This is a genomic window from Paraburkholderia sp. BL6665CI2N2 (genome assembly GCF_004366535.1).
Taxonomy (GTDB): Bacteria; Pseudomonadota; Gammaproteobacteria; order Burkholderiales; family Burkholderiaceae; genus Paraburkholderia.
In genome coordinates this window covers 5,263,751-5,285,489 of sequence record NZ_SORC01000001.1, presented here as the reverse complement: position 1 = coordinate 5,285,489, position 21,739 = coordinate 5,263,751, and the positions used below count along the sequence as shown (strand labels likewise).

The 21,739-nt window shown below is 62.3% G+C and carries 26 protein-coding genes and 1 tRNA gene; 24 read left to right on the top strand and 3 right to left on the bottom strand.

Features of this window, described 5'->3' with window-relative positions; all coding sequences use genetic code 11:
• The first annotated feature begins 18 nt into the window (after positions 1-18).
• The 14 genes from hisD (at position 19) to tatC (ending at position 10,170) form a co-directional block, all read left to right on the top strand.
• Positions 19-1,341, top strand: coding sequence for a histidinol dehydrogenase (hisD, locus tag B0G81_RS23665; RefSeq protein WP_106284192.1), 1,323 nt, complete (start codon positions 19-21; stop codon positions 1,339-1,341).
• Positions 1,342-1,508: 167 nt separating this feature from the next.
• Positions 1,509-2,579 carry a histidinol-phosphate transaminase gene (gene hisC / locus B0G81_RS23660; protein WP_134138500.1) on the top strand — a complete coding sequence of 357 codons (1,071 nt, stop codon included), beginning with the start codon at positions 1,509-1,511 and terminating at the stop codon, positions 2,577-2,579.
• 102 nt (positions 2,580-2,681) lie between these two features.
• A complete protein-coding gene (hisB, locus tag B0G81_RS23655; protein ID WP_064267519.1) occupies positions 2,682-3,269 on the top strand; it encodes an imidazoleglycerol-phosphate dehydratase HisB in 588 nt (195 codons plus the stop codon).
• 79 nt (positions 3,270-3,348) lie between these two features.
• Positions 3,349-3,969 (top strand): MarC family protein, encoded by a 621-nt coding sequence (locus B0G81_RS23650; protein ID WP_116143896.1) that lies wholly within the window; start codon positions 3,349-3,351, stop codon positions 3,967-3,969.
• Positions 3,966-4,607 (top strand): imidazole glycerol phosphate synthase subunit HisH, encoded by a 642-nt coding sequence (gene hisH, locus B0G81_RS23645; protein ID WP_106284195.1) that lies wholly within the window; start codon positions 3,966-3,968, stop codon positions 4,605-4,607. The genes B0G81_RS23650 and hisH overlap by 4 nt, the downstream gene beginning before the upstream one ends.
• 214 nt (positions 4,608-4,821) lie before the next feature.
• Positions 4,822-5,574, top strand: a complete 753-nt coding sequence (hisA, locus tag B0G81_RS23640) for a 1-(5-phosphoribosyl)-5-[(5-phosphoribosylamino)methylideneamino]imidazole-4-carboxamide isomerase (RefSeq protein ID WP_116118403.1) — start codon at positions 4,822-4,824, stop codon at positions 5,572-5,574.
• Between the two features lie 233 nt (positions 5,575-5,807).
• The gene (gene hisF / locus B0G81_RS23635) at positions 5,808-6,581 is read left to right on the top strand and encodes an imidazole glycerol phosphate synthase subunit HisF (RefSeq protein WP_013589770.1); all 774 of its coding nucleotides are present in this window, start codon (positions 5,808-5,810) and stop codon (positions 6,579-6,581) included.
• Position 6,582: 1 nt separating this feature from the next.
• Positions 6,583-6,993 (top strand): phosphoribosyl-AMP cyclohydrolase, encoded by a 411-nt coding sequence (gene hisI / locus B0G81_RS23630; RefSeq protein WP_181196648.1) that lies wholly within the window; start codon positions 6,583-6,585, stop codon positions 6,991-6,993.
• On the top strand, positions 6,990-7,385 hold the full coding sequence (locus B0G81_RS23625) for a phosphoribosyl-ATP diphosphatase (RefSeq protein ID WP_134138499.1): 396 nt from the start codon (positions 6,990-6,992) through the stop codon (positions 7,383-7,385). The genes hisI and B0G81_RS23625 overlap by 4 nt, the downstream gene beginning before the upstream one ends.
• A gap of 93 nt (positions 7,386-7,478) precedes the next feature.
• A complete protein-coding gene (locus B0G81_RS23620) occupies positions 7,479-7,874 on the top strand; it encodes a hypothetical protein (RefSeq protein ID WP_106284198.1) in 396 nt (131 codons plus the stop codon).
• Positions 7,875-7,955: 81 nt separating this feature from the next.
• A complete protein-coding gene (locus tag B0G81_RS23615) occupies positions 7,956-8,321 on the top strand; it encodes a histidine triad nucleotide-binding protein (protein ID WP_106284199.1) in 366 nt (121 codons plus the stop codon).
• Between the two features lie 237 nt (positions 8,322-8,558).
• Positions 8,559-8,798 carry a Sec-independent protein translocase subunit TatA gene (gene tatA / locus B0G81_RS23610; RefSeq protein WP_106284200.1) on the top strand — a complete coding sequence of 80 codons (240 nt, stop codon included), beginning with the start codon at positions 8,559-8,561 and terminating at the stop codon, positions 8,796-8,798.
• Positions 8,799-8,837: 39 nt separating this feature from the next.
• Positions 8,838-9,356, top strand: a complete 519-nt coding sequence (tatB, locus tag B0G81_RS23605; protein ID WP_134138498.1) for a Sec-independent protein translocase protein TatB — start codon at positions 8,838-8,840, stop codon at positions 9,354-9,356.
• A gap of 34 nt (positions 9,357-9,390) precedes the next feature.
• Positions 9,391-10,170, top strand: a complete 780-nt coding sequence (gene tatC, locus B0G81_RS23600) for a twin-arginine translocase subunit TatC (RefSeq protein ID WP_106284202.1) — start codon at positions 9,391-9,393, stop codon at positions 10,168-10,170.
• Between the two features lie 135 nt (positions 10,171-10,305).
• Here tatC and B0G81_RS23595 read toward each other — a convergent pair whose 3' ends face one another.
• Entirely contained in the window at positions 10,306-11,529 is a 1,224-nt protein-coding gene (locus B0G81_RS23595) for a Do family serine endopeptidase (protein WP_106284203.1), read from the bottom strand.
• A gap of 19 nt (positions 11,530-11,548) precedes the next feature.
• On the opposite strand from B0G81_RS23595, the gene B0G81_RS23590 reads away from it, so the two are divergent.
• The 8 genes from B0G81_RS23590 to B0G81_RS23555 all read left to right on the top strand — a co-directional run bounded on the left by B0G81_RS23590 (position 11,549) and on the right by B0G81_RS23555 (position 18,197).
• Entirely contained in the window at positions 11,549-12,295 is a 747-nt protein-coding gene (locus tag B0G81_RS23590; protein ID WP_116143901.1) for a Nif3-like dinuclear metal center hexameric protein, read from the top strand.
• A 231-nt stretch (positions 12,296-12,526) separates the two neighbouring features.
• Positions 12,527-13,147, top strand: coding sequence for a ubiquinol-cytochrome c reductase iron-sulfur subunit (gene petA / locus B0G81_RS23585; RefSeq protein WP_106284205.1), 621 nt, complete (start codon positions 12,527-12,529; stop codon positions 13,145-13,147).
• Complete coding sequence (locus B0G81_RS23580) at positions 13,147-14,526, top strand: cytochrome bc complex cytochrome b subunit (RefSeq protein ID WP_134138497.1); 1,380 nt, start codon at positions 13,147-13,149, stop codon at positions 14,524-14,526. Before petA ends, B0G81_RS23580 begins: the two co-directional genes overlap by 1 nt.
• 21 nt (positions 14,527-14,547) lie before the next feature.
• Entirely contained in the window at positions 14,548-15,303 is a 756-nt protein-coding gene (locus B0G81_RS23575) for a cytochrome c1 (protein WP_134138496.1), read from the top strand.
• Between the two features lie 95 nt (positions 15,304-15,398).
• The gene (locus B0G81_RS23570; protein WP_006052302.1) at positions 15,399-16,010 is read left to right on the top strand and encodes a glutathione S-transferase N-terminal domain-containing protein; all 612 of its coding nucleotides are present in this window, start codon (positions 15,399-15,401) and stop codon (positions 16,008-16,010) included.
• Positions 16,011-16,079: 69 nt separating this feature from the next.
• The gene (locus B0G81_RS23565) at positions 16,080-16,589 is read left to right on the top strand and encodes a ClpXP protease specificity-enhancing factor (protein ID WP_134138495.1); all 510 of its coding nucleotides are present in this window, start codon (positions 16,080-16,082) and stop codon (positions 16,587-16,589) included.
• A 19-nt stretch (positions 16,590-16,608) separates the two neighbouring features.
• Positions 16,609-16,684: transfer RNA gene (locus B0G81_RS23560), tRNA-Thr, on the top strand.
• 388 nt (positions 16,685-17,072) lie between these two features.
• The gene (locus tag B0G81_RS23555; RefSeq protein WP_134138494.1) at positions 17,073-18,197 is read left to right on the top strand and encodes a class I SAM-dependent methyltransferase; all 1,125 of its coding nucleotides are present in this window, start codon (positions 17,073-17,075) and stop codon (positions 18,195-18,197) included.
• A 52-nt stretch (positions 18,198-18,249) separates the two neighbouring features.
• Here the strand turns inward: B0G81_RS23555 and B0G81_RS23550 are convergent, their stop codons facing one another.
• Positions 18,250-19,515, bottom strand: a complete 1,266-nt coding sequence (locus B0G81_RS23550; RefSeq protein WP_134138493.1) for a TIGR03862 family flavoprotein — start codon at positions 19,513-19,515, stop codon at positions 18,250-18,252.
• A gap of 382 nt (positions 19,516-19,897) precedes the next feature.
• On the opposite strand from B0G81_RS23550, the gene B0G81_RS23545 reads away from it, so the two are divergent.
• Positions 19,898-20,107 carry a DUF1059 domain-containing protein gene (locus B0G81_RS23545; RefSeq protein WP_134138492.1) on the top strand — a complete coding sequence of 70 codons (210 nt, stop codon included), beginning with the start codon at positions 19,898-19,900 and terminating at the stop codon, positions 20,105-20,107.
• A gap of 90 nt (positions 20,108-20,197) precedes the next feature.
• On the opposite strand, the gene B0G81_RS23540 is transcribed toward B0G81_RS23545, so the two are convergent.
• Positions 20,198-20,518, bottom strand: coding sequence for a hypothetical protein (locus B0G81_RS23540; protein WP_012434486.1), 321 nt, complete (start codon positions 20,516-20,518; stop codon positions 20,198-20,200).
• A 384-nt stretch (positions 20,519-20,902) separates the two neighbouring features.
• On the opposite strand from B0G81_RS23540, the gene B0G81_RS23535 reads away from it, so the two are divergent.
• Positions 20,903-21,739: an SAM-dependent methyltransferase gene (locus B0G81_RS23535; RefSeq protein WP_134138491.1), complete on the top strand. Its 837-nt coding sequence runs from the start codon at positions 20,903-20,905 to the stop codon at positions 21,737-21,739.

Below are 21,739 nucleotides of genomic sequence, written 5' to 3'. Positions count from 1 at the left end.
ACCGAAACGGATACCTGTATGTCTATCAAGATTCGCAAGCTCGATTCCGCCGCTCCCGACTTCCAGAAGTCGCTGCACGCGGTGCTCGCATTCGAGGCGAGCGAAGACGAAGCAATCGAGCGCTCGGTCGCGCAGATTCTGAACGACGTGAAGGCGCGCGGCGACGCCGCGGTGCTCGAATACACGCAACGCTTCGACCGCGTCGAGGCAAAGAGCGTCGACGCGCTCGAACTGCCGATGGCGGAGCTGGAAGCGGCGCTCGAAAGCCTCGAACCGAAGCGCCGCGCGGCGCTCGAGGCAGCAGCAGCGCGGGTGCGCGGTTACCACGAGAAGCAGAAGATCGAATGCGGCAGCCATAGCTGGCAGTACACGGAAGCCGACGGCACCGTGCTCGGCCAGAAAGTCACGCCGCTGGATCGCGCGGGTATCTACGTGCCGGGCGGCAAGGCGGCGTATCCGTCGTCGGTGCTGATGAATGCGATTCCGGCGCGAGTGGCCGGTGTGCGCGAAATCGTCATGGTCGTGCCCACGCCGGACGGTGTGAAGAATCCGCTGGTGCTCGCGGCCGCGCTGCTAGGCGGCGTGGACCGCGTGTTCACGATCGGCGGCGCGCAGGCAGTCGGCGCGCTAGCGTACGGCACGGCAACCATTCCCGCGGTCGACAAGATCTGCGGCCCCGGCAATGCGTATGTCGCGTCGGCCAAGCGCCGCGTGTTCGGCACGGTCGGCATCGACATGATCGCCGGGCCGTCGGAAATCCTCGTGCTGTGCGACGGCACCACAGACCCGCGCTGGGTTGCGATGGACCTGTTCTCGCAAGCCGAGCACGACGAACTCGCGCAGTCCATCCTGCTGTGCCCGGACGACGCGTTCATCGGCCGCGTGAAAGACGCGATCGACGAGCTGTTGCCTACCATGCCGCGCCGCGATGTGATCCAGGCATCGCTGGAAGGCCGTGGCGCGCTGATCAAGGTGCGCGACATGGAGCAAGCCTGCGCGATCGCCAACGACATCGCCCCGGAACACCTCGAAATCTCCGCGCTGGAGCCGCATCAGTGGGGCCAGCTGATCCGCCATGCCGGCGCGATCTTCCTCGGCCGCTACACCAGCGAAAGCCTCGGCGACTACTGCGCGGGGCCGAATCACGTTTTGCCTACGTCTCGTACCGCACGGTTCTCGTCTCCCTTGGGCGTCTATGATTTCTTCAAGCGTTCGAGCGTGATCGAGGTCAGCGCGGACGGCGCGCAGACGCTCGGCGAGATCGCCGCCGAGCTCGCTTACGGCGAAGGCCTGCAGGCGCATGCCCGTAGCGCCGAATACCGGATGCGGCAAAACAGCTGAACGCGCTTGATCCGGCGCTGGAGGCGCGGACGTCGAACCGGCCCGCGAACAGCGGCGACGGATTGCGCGTGGTTCTTCGTTTAATAAAGACAATACAGACAACCTGGGGCGGCCCGCATGCCGCCAACGCCGGGCCGGCGTTCCCTTGCGACCGGCTTTACCGACCTATGACGACACCTCAAGACATCATCCGCCGCGACGTGCTCGCGATGACGAGCTATCCCGTTCCGGACGCCACGGGCTATATCAAGCTCGACGCGATGGAAAATCCGTTCACGCTGCCGCCCGTGCTGGCCGCGCATCTGGGCGAGCACCTGGCCGGCGTTGCGCTGAATCGCTATCCGGCGCCGCGCCCGGACGCGCTGATCGAGAAGATCAAGCGTGTGATGGGCGTGCCGGCCGGCTGCGACGTGCTGCTCGGCAACGGCTCGGATGAAATCATCAGCATGGTGTCGATCGCGTGTGCGCAGCCGGGCGCCAAGGTGCTCGCGCCGGTGCCGGGTTTCGTCATGTATCAGATGTCGGCGAAGCTGGCGAATCTCGAGTTCATCGGCGTGCCGCTGAAAGCGGATTTCACGCTGGACACCGAAGCGATGCTGGCCGCTATCGCCGAACACCAGCCGGCGATCATCTATCTTGCCTACCCGAACAACCCGACCGGCACGCTGTATGACGACGCCGACATGGAGCGCATCATCGCCGCGGCCAACAAGAGCCTGGTGGTGATCGACGAGGCTTATCAGCCGTTCGCGCAACAAAGCTGGCTGCCGCGCGCCGACGCGTTCGATAACGTCGTTGTGATGCGCACGGTCTCCAAGCTCGGCCTTGCCGGCATCCGTCTCGGCTATCTGGCCGGCAAACCCGGCTGGCTGACCGAATTCGACAAAGTGCGGCCGCCGTACAACACCAACGTGCTCACGCAAGCCGCCGCCGATTTCCTGCTCGACCATGTCGACGTGCTCGACTCGCAAGCGGCGCAATTGCGCGAAGAGCGCACGAAACTCGCGCACGCGGTGTCCCAATTACCGGGCGCCGAAGTGTTCCCGAGCGCCGGCAACTTCCTGCTGGTGCGCGTGCCCGACGCGTCGGTTCTGTTCGAAACGCTGCTGACGGCGCGGGTTCTGATCAAAAACGTGAGTAAAATGCATCCATTGCTGGCTAATTGCGTGCGGTTGACCGTCGGTTCGGCGGAAGAAAACGCGCAATTGCTCGCCGGACTGAAACTCGTGCTGAACTGAACGGCCGCGCTGGCGCTTTTCCATATGATGGGAAGGCGCGCGTGGCCCGCCGTTTTTTCACCCCACTACCTGTCGCTTTCTAGCTAGATTCGAGGAATTACCATGCGCCTTGCGGAAGTCGTTCGCAACACCAGCGAAACGCAGATCCGTGTGAAGATCAATCTGGACGGCACCGGTCAGCAAAAGCTGGCCACCGGCGTGCCGTTTCTGGACCACATGCTCGACCAGATCGCGCGGCATGGATTGTTCGACCTCGAAATCGAAGCGCATGGCGACCTGCATATCGACGACCATCACACGGTTGAAGACACCGGTATCACGCTAGGCCAGGCCGTCGCAAAAGCGATCGGCGACCGCAAGGGCATCCGCCGCTACGGTCATTCCTACGTGCCGCTCGACGAGGCGCTGTCGCGCGTCGTGATTGATTTCTCGGGCCGTCCGGGTCTCGAATTCCATGTGCCGTTCACGCGTGCGCGCATCGGCACGTTCGACGTCGATCTGTCCATCGAGTTTTTCCGCGGTTTCGTGAATCATGCCGGCGTCACTTTGCATATCGACAACCTGCGCGGCCTGAACGCCCACCATCAGATGGAAACGGTGTTCAAGGCGTTCGGGCGTGCGTTGCGCATGGCCACCGAACTGGACGAACGCGCGGCGGGGCAGATTCCGTCGACCAAGGGCAGCCTTTAAGCTCCCAATAGCCGGTTCATAGGCCAACTCAATTACCAGGACCGGGACCCGCGTCGAGTGCGCGCGCTCCCGGTGTGCGATGGACATTCTGAAGTCGTTTATTTCGCTGCTGGCGTTGATCAACCCGGTCGGCGCCATCCCGTTCTTCATGAGCCTGACGGCGAATCAGAGCGACGCCGAGCGGCGTAGAACCATTCGCATTGCGGCGATCTCGGTGTTCTGCGTGATCGCGATCACCACGCTGCTCGGGCAGCAGATCATCAGCTTCTTCGGCATTTCGGTCGGCTCGCTCGAAGTGGGTGGCGGAATCATCATGCTGCTGATGGCGATCAACATGCTGAACGCGCAGATCGGCAACAGTCGGTCGACGCCGGAAGAGCGTCATGAAGCCGAGCAGAAGGACAACATCGCGGTCGTGCCGCTGGCGATTCCGCTGCTCACCGGTCCGGGCGCGATCAGCACTACGATCATCTACGCGGCCGGCTCGGCGCATTGGTACGACCGGATCAGCCTCGTCGCGATCGGCGCGGTGTTGGCGGCGATCTGCTTTTTTTCGCTGCGGCTCGCCGAACCGATTGCCCGCTGGGTCGGTCGCACGGGTATCAACATCGGCACGCGGCTCATGGGTTTGATGTTATCGGCGCTGGCGGTGGAATTCATCGTCGATGGATTGAAGGCATTGCTGCCTAACTTGAAATGAAAACTTCGATAGCGATTGTGGATTACGGAATGGGCAACCTGCGTTCGGTCGCCCAGGCACTGCGCAAAGCCGCGCCGGAAGCGGACGTGGCGATCGTCGATCGGCCGGAGGCGATTCGCGCGGCCGACCGCGTGGTGCTGCCCGGCCAGGGCGCGATGCCCGACTGCATGCGCAGTCTGGCCGAGTCCGGCCTGCAGGAAGCGGTGATCGAGGCGTCGCGCAGCAAGCCGCTGATGGGCGTATGCGTCGGCGAGCAGATGCTGTTCGACTGGAGCGCGGAGGGCAGCACGCCAGGTCTCGGCCTGTTGCCCGGCAAAGTGCTGCGCTTTGACCTGGAAGGCCAGTTGCAGGACGACGGTTCGCGCTTCAAGGTCCCGCAAATGGGCTGGAACCGCGTGCGCCAGGCGCAGCCACATCCGCTGTGGGACGGCGTCGCGGACAACGCGTTCTTCTACTTCGTGCACAGTTATTACGTGGCGCCGGACAACGCCGCCCATACCTCGGGCGAAACAGTGTACGGTGTGCCCTTTACCTCGGCGGTGGCGCGGGATAACATCTTCGCGACCCAATTCCACCCGGAAAAGAGCGCCGAAGCGGGGCTGCGCGTGTATCGCAACTTCGTGCACTGGAACCCGTGAGCGCCTTTCTTCATCCTGTTGCCGTGCGTCGCTCCGCCACAAGCGGACCGTATGTCGCGCGCCGCAATCGCAACACCATGCTTTCGCTGCCTCACGACGCCACGCAAGGGCGTCGAAAGAGTTGTACTAAACTAGCGAAACGGCGTTCAGGCGGGCTGGACCACCAGCCGCTGCCGCCGACCTTCAACCCCTTCCCAGACAACACCCGATTGCTATGCTGCTGATTCCCGCCATCGACCTGAAAGACGGTCAGTGTGTACGCCTCAAACAGGGCGATATGGACCAGGCGACGATATTTTCCGAGGAACCGGCGGCCATGGCCCGACACTGGGTCGAGCGCGGTGCCCGGCGTCTGCACCTCGTCGACCTGAATGGCGCGTTCGCCGGCAAGCCGAAGAATGAAGACGCGATTCGCGCGATCATCGAGGAAGTGGGCGGCGAGATTCCCGTGCAACTGGGCGGCGGCATTCGCGACCTGAACACGATCGAGCGCTATCTGGACGACGGTTTGTCGTACGTGATCATCGGCACGGCGGCGGTGAAGAACCCCGGTTTTCTGCAGGATGCCTGCACGGCGTTCGGCGGCCATATCATCGTCGGACTGGATGCGAAAGACGGTAAAGTCGCGACCGACGGCTGGAGCAAGCTGACCGGCCACGAAGTTGCCGATCTCGCGCGCAAGTTCGAGGACTACGGCTGCGAGTCGATCATCTATACCGACATCGGCCGTGACGGCATGCTTCAGGGCATCAACATCGAAGCGACGGTGCGCCTCGCGCGCGCGGTCAAGATTCCGGTGATCGCGAGCGGCGGCTTGTCGAACCTCGCCGACATCGAATCGCTGTGCGAAGTCGAAGACGAAGGCATCGAAGGCGTGATCTGCGGCCGGGCGATTTACTCGGGCGATCTCGACTTCGCGGCGGCGCAAACCCTCGCGGACCGGCTGCGCGAGTCGGACGACGCTTAAGGCTGCTCAGGCGAACTTCCGTGCTCGCCGCCCGCGTCTCGTGTTTCCGGCCGGCGTCGCGGTGAACGAATCACCGGCAACCGAAGCGGACGCGGCCATGCACCGGCAGAGCGCCTCAGGTCGTCCGCGTGCGACTCACCGGCGGCGCGGCTGCGCCGCAGCCTACCTTGCGCCGCTCGTTGAAGTTCCCAGGCGAGCGGCCTCATCAGCGGTATTGGCAGAATTGCAAGATCATGGCTCTAGCTAAACGCATCATCCCCTGTCTCGACGTCACGGCTGGCCGCGTGGTCAAGGGCGTCAACTTCGTCGAACTGCGCGATGCGGGCGACCCGGTTGAAATCGCCCGCCGCTACGACGATCAGGGCGCCGACGAACTCACCTTCCTCGACATCACCGCGACCTCGGATCAGCGCGATCTGATCTTGCCGATCATTGAGGCCGTCGCCTCGCAAGTGTTCATTCCGCTGACGGTCGGCGGCGGCGTGCGCGCCGTCGAAGACGTGCGGCGCTTGCTGAACGCGGGCGCGGACAAGATCAGCATGAACTCGTCGGCGGTGGCGAATCCGCAACTCGTGAAAGACGCCACGGACAAATACGGCTCGCAGTGCATCGTCGTCGCAATCGACGCGAAGCGCGTCTCCGCGGACGGCGAGCCGCCGCGCTGGGAAGTCTTCACACACGGCGGGCGCAAGGCCACCGGCCTTGAAGCCGTCGAATGGGCGCGCAAGATGGCCGAACTCGGCGCGGGCGAAATCCTGCTCACCAGCATGGATCGCGACGGCACCAAGAGCGGCTTCGACCTCGCGCTCACGCGCGCAGTGTCGGACGCCGTGCCGATTCCGGTAATCGCTTCGGGCGGCGTGGGCAACCTGCAACATCTGGCCGACGGCATCAAAAGCGGCCACGCAGACGCGGTGCTCGCCGCGAGCATTTTCCACTACGGCGAACACACCGTGGGCGAGGCCAAGCGCTTCATGGCCGATCAGGGCATTTCGGTGAGGTTGTGACGTGGTGAATCCCTCGGCAGTCAATTGGCTCGACAAGGTCAAGTGGGACGTGAACGGCCTCGTGCCCGTGATCGCGCAGGAAGCGTCGACGAACGACGTGCTCATGTTCGCGTGGATGAACCGCGAAGCCCTGGCGAAGACCATCGAAACTCATCGCGCGGTGTATTTCTCGCGTTCGCGCCAACGCCTGTGGTTCAAGGGCGAAGAGTCCGGCCACGTGCAGCATGTGCACGAAGTGCGGCTCGATTGCGACGAAGACGTCGTGCTGCTGAAAGTGGAGCAGGTATCGGGCATTGCCTGCCATACCGGCCGCCACTCGTGCTTTTTCCAGAAATTCGAAGGCTCTGTGGATGACGGCGACTGGGTCGCCGTCGATCCCGTGCTGAAAGACCCCGAACACATCTACAAATGACGCAATCCACGCAAACCACGTCGTCCAATTCCACGTCAACGACTGACACGCTGATGCGCCTCGCGGCGATCATCGACGGCCGCAAGGGCGGCGATCCGGACGTGTCGTACGTGTCGCGCCTGTTCCACAAGGGCGACGACGCGGTGCTGAAGAAAATCGGCGAAGAAGCCACCGAAGTCGTGCTGGCCGCCAAGGACACCCGCCACGGCGGCGCGCCGAAGGCGCTGGTTGGCGAAGTCGCGGACCTGTGGTTTCACTGCCTCGTGATGCTGTCGCACTTCGATCTGAGTCCCGCGGACGTGCTCGCCGAACTGGAGCGCCGCGAAGGCATGTCGGGTATCGAGGAAAAGGCGCTGCGCAAGAGCCGCGACCGCGAGCAGAACGGCGACTGATCGTAGTGGGTCCGCGCTTGCGTGTTGAAGTGGAGCGCACCGGCGCCCATATTGCAGGAACGCATCGGATCGCATCCTTGGGAGGACGCAAGCATGGAACAGTCGCACGAGAGGTATCCGCCGCCGGCCTATCGCAATGCTCTCGAGCCTGAGCGCGAGCGCAGCCTGCGTACGCTCACCCACGTGCTGTACGCGCTGTATGCGGTCCACTGGCTGACGGGCGGCCTGACGATCCTGATCGCGATCATCATCAACTACGTGAAGCGGCCCGACGTGGTGGGCACGCCGTACGAGGCCCATTTCGAGTGGCAGATCCGCTCCTTCTGGATGGCTTTGCTGGGCTATGCGATCGGCGGCGTGCTGCTGTTCGTGGTGATCGGCATTCCGGTTCTGTGGGCCGTGAGCATCTGGATGTTGTACCGTATTATCAAGGGCTGGCTGTATCTGTACGATAACAAGCCGCTCGCGAATCCGCGGGGCTGGTTCTAGGTTTCGTCCGATGGTTGCCGGGCCTGACATGAATCGCGCCGCGTCGGCTTCGCGCTTCAGCCATACTGTGTCAGGAATACGATGAGCCACGACCCGAACTGCCTTTTCTGCAAGATTGCCGCCGGCGAGATCCCGTCGACCAAGGTCCACGAAGACGACGAGTTCGTCGCCTTCCGCGACATTCGGCCGGCCGCGGATACGCATGTGCTGGTGATTCCGCGCAAGCACATCGCCACCCTATCGAGCTGCACCGAGAGCGATGCACCGCTGCTTGGTAGAATGCTGGTCCTGGCAGCGCGTTTGGCCGATCAACTGGGCGTGGCGTACACCGGCGGCGAAACGGGTTTTCGCACGGTAATCAATACCGGTCCGGGCGGCGGCCAGGAGGTGTATCACCTGCACGCGCACATTCTCGCGGGACCGCGCCCCTGGCAGCGCATGGGTTGACCCGGCAGTGCGGGGGTGTGTAGCGAGTTTTGGTCGCGGACAATAGCGCGGCCGTTGTTTTTGCCGCATTGTAACGACGCCGACGCGATCGTCTGGTCACAATGACATTCCGTGTCGCGGGTTGCAGCCGAAAAGGTCGCGGTAACGTATAGATGAAGCGTACGCGCTTCGATTCATGCCGCAAGGCGCCCGAGTTTCGCCGCATCCGGTGCGGTATCGGGGTTAAGGAGAGTAGTCATGGGTTCGTTGAGTATTTGGCATTGGCTGATCGTGTTGTTGATCGTAGCGCTCGTGTTCGGCACGAAGAAGCTGCGCAATATCGGCACCGATCTGGGTGGCGCGGTGAAGGGCTTCAAGGAAGGCATCAAGGAAGGCGAAACGCCGGCAGCCGAAGCGCAGCAGCGCGAACTGCCGCGCAACGGCGCCGTGGACGTGGAAGCAAAGGAAAAGACGCCGCGTTCCGGCGATTACCGCTAAGCCGCGGCTTACCCGCGTTACTGACGGACATTCCACTTCATGCTGGACCTCGGTCTAACCAAGATGGCGCTGATCGGCGTCGTCGCGCTGGTCGTACTCGGGCCTGAGCGCCTGCCACGCGTCGCCCGCACGGCCGGGGCGTTGTTCGGCCGCGCGCAGCGGTATATCAACGACGTGAAGGCCGAAGTCACGCGCGAAATCGAACTCGACGAATTGCGTCGGATGAAAAGCGAGTTCGAGGCCGCCGCGACCAACGTCCAGACCTCCGTTCAGGACAACCTGCGCAAGCACGAGTCCGAAATGAACGACGCGTGGAACAGCGGCTCGCCGGTGTCACCGAGCATTGCCGGCGGCGCGCTCGAAGATGTGGGCACTACCTCGTGGCCGGGCAGCACGCCCGCTGCGGCGGCCAAACGCAAGAACTGGCGCGTCAAGCAGACGGCCATGCCCACCTGGTACAAGCGCGCGACCACGCGCCGCACGCGTGTGCAGTCGGGTGCGGCGCGCGTGGCAAGGCATACGCCGACCAGCATGCGTCGTCCGACGCGGTTCTTCTGATGATCAGAACGACAATCTCTAACCGAGGGCCGGCGTGAGCGACCCCCAGCAAACCCAGGACGAAGGCACTGAAGAGACCTTCATTTCCCACCTCGTTGAATTGCGCGACCGCATCATTCGCGCCGGCCTTGCCGTCGTCGTGGTGTTCGTCGGACTCGTGTATTGGGCGCCGGATATCTTCCGGTTGCTGGCGCGGCCTTTGATGCAGAACTTGCCGAAGGACGGCAAGATGATCGTCACCGACGTCACCGGCTCGTTCTTCGTGCCGATGAAGGTGACCATGCTGGTGGCCTTCGTCATCGCTTTGCCGATCGTGCTCTATCAGATCTGGGCCTTCGTCGCACCGGGTCTTTATCAGCACGAGAAGAAGCTGGTCGGGCCGCTGGTGGGCAGCAGCTACACGTTGTTCCTGTGCGGCATGGCGTTCGCGTACTTCGTGGTGTTCCCGACCATTTTCCGCGTGATGGCGCACTACAACGCGCCGCTGGGCGCGGAGATGACCACGGACATCGACAATTACCTGAGCTTCGTGCTGACCATGTTCATTGCGTTCGGCGTGACGTTCGAAGTGCCGATCGTCGTGGTGCTGCTGGTGCGCATGAACGTGGTGACGCTCAAGAAGCTCAAGGAGATTCGACCGTATGTGATCGTCGGCGCCTTTGTGATTTCCGCCGTGGTCACGCCGCCGGACGTGTTTTCGCAACTGATTCTGGCGATTCCGCTGATCGTGCTGTACGAGGCGGGGATCATTGCGGCGCGGTTGATCGTCGGCAAGCAGCCGGTGGTGATCGAAGACGCGAGCGCATCGGAATGATGGTTTAGCGCTTCGGCGAACGCACGCAAGCAAGAAGGGCAGTCCGTAATGGACTGCCCTTCTTGTTTGGCACGTGGCGCATGGCTTGTGCTTGCTTATTGCGGGACGTTGGATTCGCTTTGCCTTTCGCTATGGTCAGCCGCCGTCGTCGTCCTGATCGCCGCTGCCGCCGCCATTGTCCTCAGCCGGCTGCTTCGGCGGAGGCGGGCGTTTGCCGATGGTGACCTCCAGATCCATCTCATGGCTCTTGCGCACGAGATGCACCTTCGCCGCCGTGCCCGGCTTGATCTGCGCGATCACATTCAGCAGACGCGTGGTGTCGGTGATTTCCTGACCGTTCACGCTCATGAGAATGTCGCCCGGCTTGATGCCCGCGCGGTCCGCGGGGCCGTTCTTCAGCACGCCCGCGACAATCGCGCCCGACTTCTGCTCCAACCCGAACGATTCGGCGATCTCCGGCGTGACGTCCTGCGGTTCGACGCCGATCCAGCCGCGCGTGACCGAACCCGTGGTGATGATGCTCTCGAGCACGCTCCTCGCCGTCGAGACGGGAATCGCAAAGCCAATGCCGAGCGAGCCGCCCGAGCGGGAATAGATCGCGGTGTTGATGCCGAGCAGATTGCCGTTCACGTCGACGAGCGCGCCGCCCGAGTTGCCCGGGTTGATGGCCGCGTCGGTCTGAATGAAGTTTTCGAACGTGTTGATGCCAAGGTGATTGCGCCCGAGCGCGCTGACAATGCCCATGGTCACCGTCTGGCCGACGCCGAACGGATTGCCGATGGCGAGCACCACGTCGCCCACGCGCGTCTGGTCCATGCGGCCGAGCGTGATGGTGGGCAGATTGGTCATGTTGACCTTGAGCACGGCCAGATCCGTTTCCGGATCGACGCCGATCACCTTCGCATTCGTGGTGCGGCCGTCGGCCAGCGCGATTTCGATCTGATCGGCGCCGTCCACGACGTGCTGGTTCGTTAGAATGTAACCTTCCGAACTCACTATCACGCCGGAGCCCAGATTGGATGCGGGTTGTTCCTGCTGCTTGCGGTTCTTGTCGCCGAAGAAGTAGCGGAACAGCGGATCTTTCGCGCGCGGGTCGGGCGGCAGTGAGCCATCCTTGCTGGAAAACACATTGACGACCGCGGGCATGGCCTTTTGCGCGGCGTCCGCGTACGACGCCTGAGCTGGGCCGCTGCCGATGCCTGGCGCTACTTCCCGCAGCGCGACGATCGGTTCGGCGAGTTGCTTGCCGAATTGCCCTTGACGCTGGAGCCACTGCGGTTTGAGGGTCGCAATGATGAACATGAGCGCCAACAGCACGGTCACCGCTTGGGCAAAGAACAGCCAAAAGCGTCTAAGCATCTGAAGACTAGAGGTTTATATGGATCGGATCGAACTTGAATTGTACTTGAACAATCTCCTTGAAACCGCGCGCTTCAAGGACTATTGCCCCAATGGATTGCAGGTCGAAGGGCGTCGCAAGATCAATAAGCTCGCGACCGGCGTGACCGCTTCGGTGGCCTTTCTGGAGGCCGCGCTCGATTGGGGCGCGGACGCCGTGCTGGTTCATCACGGCTACTTCTGGCGCAACGAAGCGCCGCAGATCACCGGCCGCAAACACGCGCGGCTCAAACTGCTGATCGCCAACGACCTGAACCTGTTCGCCTATCACCTGCCGCTCGACGACCATCCCGAGTTCGGCAACAACGCTCAGATCGGCCAGAAGATGGGCTGGATCAGCGACGCGCGCTTCGGCGAGAACGACCTCGGCTGGCTCGCCACGTTTCCCATGCCGATCACGCTCGCGCACTTCACCGCGCAAGTCGAGCAGACGCTCGGCCGCACGCCACTCGTATTCGGCGACGCGGACCGCGAACTGCGCCGCGTGGGCTGGTGCACGGGCGCCGCGCAAGGCATGTTCGACGCGGCCATCAACGCGGGCGCCGACGTTTATCTGACCGGCGAAGTGTCGGAATCGGTGATGCACACGTCGGCGGAAAGCGGCGTCGCGTTTCTCGCGGCGGGCCACCATGCCACCGAGCGCTTCGGCGTGCAGGCGGTGGGCAAGCATCTGTCCGAGCAGTTCGATATCGAGCATCTCTTTATCGATATCCCTAATCCGGTTTGAATCGCACGAATTACGCAAAACGCATTAGGGAAGAAAAAGGCACGAATAACGCAGAGGGCACTTAAAAGGAGGTGCGAAAAAGTTTGCGATCCGTACGGAGTAACCCTGATTTATCAAAGGCTTCGCACGGTTTTTGGCAATCGGGCCTTGTAAATGGCGACTCCATTCGCGCAAACTAGCGGCGGTAGAAGAGACGTGAAGGAAAAATCCAACTCAGAAGTGGGGCGTGTGATGCGAGACAAGGAAGATGAACGCGTCGACGGCAGCCGCCGTACCTGGCTGATAGCGACGACCGTAGCAGGTGGCATAGGAGGCGTTGCCACTGTCGTACCCTTTGTTAGTTCGTTTGCACCATCTGAAAAGGCCAAGGCTGCAGGTGCCCCGGTCGAAGTCGATATCAGTGATCTCAAGCCTGGCGACATGAAGACCGTTGCCTGGCGTGGTAAGCCCGTGTGGATCATCAACCGCACCGACCGCATGCTCGCCGATGTCCAGAAAGCCGATAACGAAGTAGCGGATCCCCACACCAAGAATCCTTTTTCGATGCCGTTGCCGGAGTACTGCAACAACGAGTTCCGTTCACGCACCGACCACAAAAACCTTTTCGTCGCCGTCGCCGTGTGCACCCATCTGGGCTGTACGCCAACGCCGCGCTTCCAGGAGGGCGCGCAGCCCAATCTTCCAGACGACTGGCCAGGCGGCTTCCTGTGCCCTTGCCATGGCTCGACCTATGACATGGCCGGCCGCGTCTTCAAGAACAAACCTGCGCCGCAGAACCTCGACATTCCGCCTTACATGTTCACCTCGGCCACCGGCCTCGTGATCGGCAAGGACGAGAAAGGAGACGCGTAATGGCGATCGAACACGAAGTAGAGACGACCGGGCTGGTCGGCTGGATCGACCGGCGCTTTCCGCTGACTTCCACCTGGAAGAAGCACGTTTCCGAGTACTACGCGCCGAAGAACTTCAACTTCTGGTACTTCTTCGGTTCGCTTGCCCTGCTGGTGCTGGTCAACCAGATCGTCACCGGCATCTTCCTCACCATGAACTACAAGCCCGACGCAACGCTCGCGTTCGCGTCGGTCGAGTACATCATGCGCGAGGTGCCGTGGGGCTGGCTGATTCGCTATATGCACTCCACGGGCGCGTCGATGTTTTTCGTCGTCGTCTACCTGCATATGTTCCGCGGGCTAATGTACGGCTCGTACCGCAAGCCGCGCGAACTGGTGTGGATTTTCGGCTGCGCGATTTTCCTGTGCCTGATGGCTGAAGCGTTTTTCGGCTACCTGCTGCCGTGGGGCCAGATGTCCTTCTGGGGCGCGCAGGTGATCGTTAACCTGTTCTCGGCGATTCCGTTCATCGGGCCGGATCTGTCGCTGTGGATTCGCGGCGACTATGTGGTCTCGGACGTCACGCTGAACCGCTTCTTCGCGTTTCACGTGATCGCGATTCCGCTGGTCCTGATCGGTCTGGTGGTCGCCCACCTGGTCGCGCTGCACGAAGTGGGATCGAACAACCCGGACGGCATCGAAATCAAGGCGAAGAAGGACCCGGACGGCATTCCGCTCGACGGCATTCCGTTCCACCCGTATTACTCGGTGCACGATTTCATGGGTGTCACGGTGTTCCTGATCATCTTCGCGGCGATCATTTTCTTCGCGCCGGAGATGGGCGGCTACTTCCTCGAAGCGAACAACTTCGTGCCGGCCAACCCGCTGCAAACACCGCCTGAAATCGCTCCGGTGTGGTACTTCACGGCCTTCTACGCGATGCTGCGCGCCACGACCGATCCGTTCAAGATCGTGCTGATGGTGGTAATCGGGTTGCTCGGCGTGCTCGCGCTGGTGCGCGCGCGCGGCAAATGGAAACTCGGCCTGCCGGTGCTCGCAGTGCTGGTGATCCTGGCCATGGCGTTGACCGAGTCGAAGTTCTGGGGTGTGGTGGTGATGGGCGGCGCGGTGGTGTCGCTGTTCTTCCTGCCTTGGCTCGACCGCTCGCCGGTCAAGTCGATTCGCTACCGGCCGTTTTTTCACAAGGTGTTCTACGGGATCTTCGTGCTCGTGTTCCTGACGCTGGCTTTCCTCGGCACCAAGCCGCCGTCGCCGGTCGCCACGTTGATCGCGCAGGTCTGTGCGCTGATCTACTTCGCGTTTTTCCTCGGTATGCCGTTCTGGACGCGGCTTGGCACGTTCAAGCAGCCGCCCGAGCGGGTGCGGTTCAAGCCTCACTAATCGCGAGCCAGGAGAACACGAATGAAAAAACTGCTTACGAAGTGCGCGCTGATCGGCGCGACACTGCTCGCGGTGCTGGCCGCCCCGGCTTACGCGGACGAGAATTTCCCTCTCGACCGCGCGCCGGATAACGCGGAAAATTTCGCGTCCTTGCAGCACGGCGCGCGATTGTTTGTAAACTACTGCCTGAATTGCCACAGCGCGAACCTGATGCGCTACAACCGCCTGACCGACATCGGCATTACTCCGAACGAAATTCAGGCGAACCTGCTGTTCACCACGGATAAAGTCGGCAACACGATGACCGTGGCGATGCGGCCGGCCGACGCGCAAGCGTGGTTCGGCGCGAGTCCGCCGGATTTGTCGGTGGAAGCGCGGGCGCGCGGCAAGGACTGGCTGTACACGTATTTGCGCACTTTTTATCGCGACAATACGCGGCCGACCGGCTGGAACAATCTGGTGTATGAAAACGTGAGCATGCCTCACGTGCTGTGGCAGCTTCAGGGCGAACGTACCGCGAAGTTCGGGGATGAAACCGACGAAAAAACTGGCGAGAGGGTACACAAATTTGTCGGCTTCCAGCAGGTCACTCCGGGGACGATGTCGCCGGTAGATTATGATTCTGCTGTGGCCGACCTCGTGTCGTACCTGTCATGGATGTCCGAACCGACCCAGAAAACCCGCAAACAGCTTGGCGTGTGGGTGCTGTTGTTCCTCGGTATCCTGAGCTTTTTCGCTTGGCGATTGAACGCCGCGTACTGGAAACATATCAAATAATCACGCCGTCACCCGGCGTGGGGCCGGCGCCAGGAAAAACCTGTTGGACGGTTTTTCCGCGCGCTGGCCTTTCAGCTTTTTGAGGAAACGTAAACATGATGGTTCTGTATTCCGGCACAACTTGCCCGTTCTCCCAGCGCTGCCGGCTGGTGTTGTTCGAAAAGGGCATGGACTTCGAGATCCGCGACGTCGACCTGTTTAACAAGCCGGAAGACATCGCCGTGATGAATCCGTATGGTCAGGTGCCGATTCTCGTCGAACGGGACCTGATTCTGTACGAATCGAACATCATCAACGAGTATATCGACGAGCGCTTCCCGCACCCGCAACTGATGCCGGCCGATCCGGTTCAGCGCGCCCGCGCCCGCCTGTTCCTGCTGAACTTCGAGAAAGAGCTGTTCGTGCACGTGGGCACGCTCGAAAACGAAAAGGGCAAGGCTGCGGAGAAGAATCACGAGAAAGCCCGTCTCGCGATCCGCGATCGCCTGACGCAACTCGCGCCGATCTTCCTGAAGAACAAGTACATGCTCGGCGAAGAGTTCTCGATGCTCGACGTCGCGATCGCGCCGTTGCTGTGGCGTCTGGATCATTACGGCATCGAACTGTCGAAGAACGCCGCACCGCTGATGAAGTACGCCGAGCGCATTTTCAGCCGCCCGGCTTATATCGAAGCGCTGACGCCTTCGGAAAAGGTGATGCGTCGTTGAGCTTGGCTTTTGGACGCGGGCGCCGCGCGGTTGAATGAGCGCGGGCCCGCGTCCGTTAGAGGACTGTAGATGCAAGAGATTTCCACCAAGCCCTACCTGCTGCGCGCACTCTACGAGTGGTGCACGGATAACGGCTATACGCCGCACATCGCGGTCCGGGTCGACAATCAGACGCGCGTGCCGCGTCAGTTCGTGCGCGATAACGAAATCGTGTTGAACATCAGCTTCGAGGCGACCAGCCAGCTGCAGATGGGCAACGAGTGGATCGAGTTCAGCGCGCGTTTCTCCGGCAAGTCGCACAAGATCGAGGTGCCGATCGCCAACATTCTTGCGATCTATGCGCGCGAGAACGGCCAGGGCATGGCATTCCCGGTCGAGTCGGCAGGCGGTGAAGCGCAGGATTCGGGCGCGGACGCGGAAGTGGCGGACGAGACCGAAGCGCCCGCGCCGCGAGCGGTTGAAACGGCGCCCGCTACGGGTGCTGCCACCGCCAAAGCGGATAGCGAGGCGACCGGACCGCAGCCTGACGACGATGGCTCAAAAGGCGGCGGAAGGGCTCGCCTCAAGATCGTAAAATGAAGTAGAATCACGGCCTCATGCCGGCTTAGCTCATCAGGTAGAGCGCTTGACTTGTAATCATGAGGTGGCGGGTTCGAGTCCTGCAGCCGGCACCAGTTGTACTAAACGGGGTTTCTGTTCAATCAGAAACCCCGTTTTTTCTTGGTGCGCGCTTATCGACGAAGTCACCACCCCCGCGCCGCTGCACGGCGCTTCCGCCTGCAAAGGACTGGTTTCATGAAATATCGGTGAGGCGCAAATCGGTCCAAAATCACCATATCTCTTTCACCTTGTCGATTGTGGACTACAAAGTCTACGATTTGTCGACCGAGGCCGGATAACGCGCGTTACCCGTCCGGCCGGCGAATAGCGCACCGCGGACCCGGACGACAGAGGTACTATTCGGGCGTCAGTCGGCAACGCTTCCAATTACTCCGGCGGGCACCGCCCCCGATGACGCGCCTCCTCAGTGCGTCGCTCCCGCAACACCGATCCCACCTCACCATGACCAGCCCTGCAACCATCACCTGGCCCGAAGCCGACGGCCCCCGCACCGCGCGTTGGCGCTCCGAAGCAGCCGTGCCGCCGCCCAAGCGCGTCATCGTTGCGGACGACCGTACCACCGCCGATTCCGCGTACCGACTCGCGTGCGAAGGCACGGCGCTCCTGTGGAACGGCGATTTTCAGAACGCTCGCCAGCTGCTGCAAGCGGTAGCGCGCCGACTGGAGCGCAAGCCGCGCAAGCAGGGCGAAACGCCGCTCGACGCATTCAACCTGCATCGCCAAGCGCAGTCGCAACGCGCGCGTACGCTCGGCATGATCCTGATTCCGCTCGACGCCGCGTACACCATTCCGCTGCGCCGCGCGCCCGATGTCCAGCAAGCCTGCATCGAAACCTACGGACCGTCGAACGACGAACCGTCGGTCGTGTCGCTGCGTGAACTGCTCGGCATGATCGGCGCGCACGAGTGGCGCAAGAAGGGCGTCGAGATTCCCGCGCTGGGCGACCGGATTCATCCGCATTACGGCGTGTTCTCGCCGGTGCGCGGCGAATATGTGGATCTCGTCGCGCGCACGCCGCTGCCTTCGCTGAACAAGGCGTTCGATATCGGCACGGGCACGGGCGTGTTGTCGGCACTGCTCGCCAAACGCGGCGTGAAGAAAATCATCGCTACCGATCAGGATCCGCGCGCGCTCGCTTGCGCGCGCGAAAACCTCTCGCGTCTCGGTTACGACCAGCAGGTCGACGTCGTGCAGGCCGATTTGTTTCCCGAAGGACGCGCGCCGCTCGTGGTGTGCAATCCGCCGTGGGTGCCGGCGAGGCCTGCTTCGCCGATCGAGTACGCGATCTACGATCCGGAAAGTCGCATGCTGCTTGGCTTCCTTAACGGGCTGGCGGAGCATCTGTCGCCGGGCGGGGAAGGCTGGCTGATCATGTCGGATTTCGCCGAGCATCTCGGTTTGCGCACGCGCGACTGGTTGCTGGCGGCCATCGACAAGGCGGGTTTGAGCGTGGTGGGCCGCGAGGACATTCGTCCGCGTCACCCCAAGTCGACCGATGAAACCGATGCGCTGCACACGGCGCGCATGGCCGAAGTGACGTCGCTGTGGCGTCTGAAGGCGCGCTAAGCGGTGAGACGCATTGCGGCTCGCTCAACAACGAGAGCGGCAATGCGGCGCGTCAGGTCGATGCGCCGCCGACATACGCCGCCGCCCCGCGCCCTGCCGCGAGGCCGCTGGCAAAGCAGGCTGTGAGCAGGTAGCCGCCCGTCGGCGCTTCCCAGTCGAGCATTTCACCCGCGCAGAAGACGCCGGGCAGGCGCTCGATCATCAGATGTTCGTTGAGCGCCTCGAAGGGAATGCCGCCGGCGGTGCTGATTGCTTCCGCGATCGGACGGGCGCGCGTGAGCCGCACCGGCAGCGCCTTAATCGCGTGCGCGAGACCGTTGGCGTCCGCGAAAGCTTCTTTCGACAGAATCTCATGCAACAGAGCCAGTTTTACCCCACCAATCCCGATCCGGCCGTGCAGGTGGCTCGACATCGAACGTGAGCCGCGCGGCCGCGTGACTTCGGCGACGACTCGCTCCAAAGCCAGGCCTGGCGCCAGATCGAGCATGATCGTGACGTCGCCGTCAGCCAGAATCCGCTCCCGAATCTGGGCCGATAAGGCATAGATCAAACTGCCTTCGAGGCCCGTTTCGGTCAAAAGTATTTCACCTTGTCGATTGTGGACTTTATTGTCTACGTCGGTGAGCGTGATGGCCACGGGCTTGACCGGTTGACCCGCGAAACGCTCGCGCAGATAGGGGCTCCAGTCGGCGTCGAAGCCGCAGTTCGCGGGCAGCAGGGGCCTGACGGGCACATCGCGCGAGGCCATCAGCGGGACCCACGCGGCGTCCGAGCCGAGACGTGGCCAGCTTGCGCCGCCGAGCGCAAACACCACGGCGTCGAAGGTGACGGCATGCTCGCCGTCCGGCGTGGCGAAACGGAGCGTATGCGTGGCGGCGTCGCCGGCTTCGGCGTCCCAGCCGCACCACTTGTGGCGCATGTGAAAACGCACGCCCGCTTCGCGCAGTCGATGCAGCCACGCACGCAGCATCGGCGCGGCTTTCATGTCGGCCGGAAAAACGCGCCCCGAACTGCCGACGAAGGTCTCCACGCCCAACTCGTGCAGCCACGCGCGCAAAGCGTCGGGATCGAAGGCCCGCACGAGGGGCGCGAGCTGCTCGCGGCGCGCGCCGTAGCGGCCGAGAAACGGCTCGAGCGGCTCCGAATGCGTGATGTTCATGCCGCCTTTGCCCGCCATCAGAAACTTGCGGCCGACCGACGGCATGGCGTCATGGACGTCGACCTGCACACCTTGCTGCGCGAGCGCCTCGGCGGCCATCAAGCCGGCGGGGCCGCCGCCGATGACGGCGACGCGGGCGGAATGGAATGAGGATGACATGCGGGCCTGCGGAAGAGCGGAAGTGGCGGCGCGCCGACGGTTCGGATGATCCGGCGGCGCGAAGGCCGCTATTTTCACACCGTGGACAGCGCAGGGCAAACGCGCGAGCGGATCGGCAGGCCGAAATAGGCTGGGTTCAGGCGGTCCTGCATCCGGCCGGTTTGCTTCGGTGCCTTTGTTATCGAGCGGCGCGACCTATACTTTTCAGACACCTTCCATCGGACGCCGCACGCGTCTTCCTCGCGTCAGATCAACTCGCCACCTTCCCCGCCACCCGGCGCTGTCCGCGCAATCGGAGCCGCCGTGTCACGGCCGGCGATCTGGTCCGCGCGTCTGCTGCCTGCGTGGATGTCTGAACGTCATCTGAATCAAGGAGACTGCCATGTCCCGCAAATACATCGATTGCCGCGAGTTTCCGAGCGAAACGAACTGCACCGTCGCCCTGTCTGCCGACAGCGAGAGCGAATTGCTCGACGCCGCCGTGCAGCACGCGGTCACGGTGCACGAACATACGGATTCGCCGGAATTGCGCTCGCAACTCAAGACGCTCTTTCACGACGGCACGCCGCCGGTCGAAGCGCCACGCGCGTGAGGTGCTGTCTTTTGGGGAGCTACAGAACGAGCGACCCGCGCGAACGGCGTCTTGCCGCCCGCGCGGGTCGCAGCATCGTCGAACCAGGTCCTAGCCGGGGTACGCCTCGTCCACCTTCAACCCGGCGAGCTTGAAGATCACCCGCAGCGTTTGCGGCTTGATATCGCGCCGCGAAGCCAGCGTAGTCATGACGAAGTCGAGCACTTTGGCGTACTTGAGCATGGTCAGACAGGTTTCCATGTCCACGCTGCCGTCCCGCATGACTTCGGCCAGACGCAGCATCTCCGTCGAGATGTCGCGCGCCATTTCCAGTTCGAGTTGCTGCTTCTCGGACCACGCCGGGGTGGCGATCAGTTTCGCCAGCATTTCCTGAAATTTCTGTTCGACGTTTCCGTTGGGTACCGTATCCATTGCCGCCTCTTCTATTTTCCGAGCACGCGTCCGCTTGAAGTCTCGGCGCGCTGCTGGTTACGTAACGTTCGGCCCGTATTCCGGGACCGTCCTCCCCACATGCATTCGGTTCGCGTGGTGAAAGCCACGGCCGCAGCCCGTTGTTATAGGCGGAACGCCAGGCACCATCGTGCCCGACCGTCACGCAAGCTGCTTTTGTACCTTTCCGAAACCTTTCCACGCGGCGCTTTTCGTGCAGGAAGTGTTCCAGGTTTGTGCTCTTTCTGGCATGGTTTGGCGGCTCCTTCGGTCAGCAAGCCGCACTTTGGGTAAACTGGCAGCAACTTTTCCCTTTTTCCGTCGCCTGTCGCACGTTCACGCTGCAATTATTGGCGATTTCCCTCGATGTCCACCAAAACGCACGAAATCCGCCCCAACCAATCCGTCGAATTGCTGAAGGAGCTGCATATCCTCACGCGCGACGGCAAGATGAACCAGGACAGCCGCCGCAAGCTGAAACAGGTCTATCACCTGTTCCAGTTCATCGAGCCGCTGCTCAAAGACCTAAGGAGCGAGCAGGGCGCCGTGACCCTCGTCGACCACGGCGCGGGCAAGTCCTATCTAGGTTTTATCCTGTACGACCTTTTCTTCAAGGAATTTCAGGGCGATGCGGGCGGTGCGTCACACATATATGGTATTGAGACGCGCGAGGAGCTTGTTGCGAAGTCGGAGGAACTGGCCCAACGGCTGGGATTTACCGGCATGTCGTTTCTGAATCTGTCGGTGGCGGACTCGATCACGTCGGACCGCTTGCCGGCCCGGATCGACATCGTGACCGCGCTGCACGCCTGCAACACCGCAACCGACGACGCGCTGCGCTTCGCGCTCGAAAAGAAGGCGAAGTACATCGTGGTCGTGCCGTGCTGTCAGGCCGAGGTGGCGGGGGTTTTGCGGCAGAACAAGGGCAAATCGCTCGGCAACGCCCTCACGGAAATCTGGCGGCATCCGTTGCACACGCGGGAGTTCGGGAGCCAGATCACGAACGTGCTGCGGTGTTTGCAACTTGAAGCGCACGGCTATCAGGTCAGCGTGACCGAGCTGGTCGGTTGGGAGCATTCCATGAAGAACGAACTCATCATCGCCCAGTACAAGGATTTGCCGAGGCGTCGGCCGGCCGAGCGCCTGAACGAGGTGATGGAAACCCTCGGGATCGAGGAGCTGAAGGAACGGTTTTTCGTTTGA

What these genes read in the sequence shown, in the direction of transcription:
- hisD (WP_106284192.1), top strand. Translation starts at nt 19, where the DNA reads ATGTCTATCAAGATTCGCAAGCTCGATTCCGCCGCTCCCGACTTCCAG.
- hisC (WP_134138500.1), top strand. Translation starts at nt 1,509, where the DNA reads ATGACGACACCTCAAGACATCATCCGCCGCGACGTGCTCGCGATGACG.
- hisB (WP_064267519.1), top strand. Translation starts at nt 2,682, where the DNA reads ATGCGCCTTGCGGAAGTCGTTCGCAACACCAGCGAAACGCAGATCCGT.
- B0G81_RS23650 (WP_116143896.1), top strand. Translation starts at nt 3,349, where the DNA reads ATGGACATTCTGAAGTCGTTTATTTCGCTGCTGGCGTTGATCAACCCG.
- hisH (WP_106284195.1), top strand. Translation starts at nt 3,966, where the DNA reads ATGAAAACTTCGATAGCGATTGTGGATTACGGAATGGGCAACCTGCGT.
- hisA (WP_116118403.1), top strand. Translation starts at nt 4,822, where the DNA reads ATGCTGCTGATTCCCGCCATCGACCTGAAAGACGGTCAGTGTGTACGC.
- hisF (WP_013589770.1), top strand. Translation starts at nt 5,808, where the DNA reads ATGGCTCTAGCTAAACGCATCATCCCCTGTCTCGACGTCACGGCTGGC.
- B0G81_RS23625 (WP_134138499.1), top strand. Translation starts at nt 6,990, where the DNA reads ATGACGCAATCCACGCAAACCACGTCGTCCAATTCCACGTCAACGACT.
- B0G81_RS23620 (WP_106284198.1), top strand. Translation starts at nt 7,479, where the DNA reads ATGGAACAGTCGCACGAGAGGTATCCGCCGCCGGCCTATCGCAATGCT.
- B0G81_RS23615 (WP_106284199.1), top strand. Translation starts at nt 7,956, where the DNA reads ATGAGCCACGACCCGAACTGCCTTTTCTGCAAGATTGCCGCCGGCGAG.
- tatA (WP_106284200.1), top strand. Translation starts at nt 8,559, where the DNA reads ATGGGTTCGTTGAGTATTTGGCATTGGCTGATCGTGTTGTTGATCGTA.
- tatB (WP_134138498.1), top strand. Translation starts at nt 8,838, where the DNA reads ATGCTGGACCTCGGTCTAACCAAGATGGCGCTGATCGGCGTCGTCGCG.
- B0G81_RS23595 (WP_106284203.1), bottom strand. Translation starts at nt 11,529, where the DNA reads ATGCTTAGACGCTTTTGGCTGTTCTTTGCCCAAGCGGTGACCGTGCTG.
- B0G81_RS23590 (WP_116143901.1), top strand. Translation starts at nt 11,549, where the DNA reads ATGGATCGGATCGAACTTGAATTGTACTTGAACAATCTCCTTGAAACC.
- petA (WP_106284205.1), top strand. Translation starts at nt 12,527, where the DNA reads ATGCGAGACAAGGAAGATGAACGCGTCGACGGCAGCCGCCGTACCTGG.
- B0G81_RS23580 (WP_134138497.1), top strand. Translation starts at nt 13,147, where the DNA reads ATGGCGATCGAACACGAAGTAGAGACGACCGGGCTGGTCGGCTGGATC.
- B0G81_RS23575 (WP_134138496.1), top strand. Translation starts at nt 14,548, where the DNA reads ATGAAAAAACTGCTTACGAAGTGCGCGCTGATCGGCGCGACACTGCTC.
- B0G81_RS23570 (WP_006052302.1), top strand. Translation starts at nt 15,399, where the DNA reads ATGATGGTTCTGTATTCCGGCACAACTTGCCCGTTCTCCCAGCGCTGC.
- B0G81_RS23565 (WP_134138495.1), top strand. Translation starts at nt 16,080, where the DNA reads ATGCAAGAGATTTCCACCAAGCCCTACCTGCTGCGCGCACTCTACGAG.
- B0G81_RS23555 (WP_134138494.1), top strand. Translation starts at nt 17,073, where the DNA reads ATGACCAGCCCTGCAACCATCACCTGGCCCGAAGCCGACGGCCCCCGC.
- B0G81_RS23550 (WP_134138493.1), bottom strand. Translation starts at nt 19,515, where the DNA reads ATGTCATCCTCATTCCATTCCGCCCGCGTCGCCGTCATCGGCGGCGGC.
- B0G81_RS23545 (WP_134138492.1), top strand. Translation starts at nt 19,898, where the DNA reads ATGTCCCGCAAATACATCGATTGCCGCGAGTTTCCGAGCGAAACGAAC.
- B0G81_RS23540 (WP_012434486.1), bottom strand. Translation starts at nt 20,518, where the DNA reads ATGGATACGGTACCCAACGGAAACGTCGAACAGAAATTTCAGGAAATG.
- B0G81_RS23535 (WP_134138491.1), top strand. Translation starts at nt 20,903, where the DNA reads ATGTCCACCAAAACGCACGAAATCCGCCCCAACCAATCCGTCGAATTG.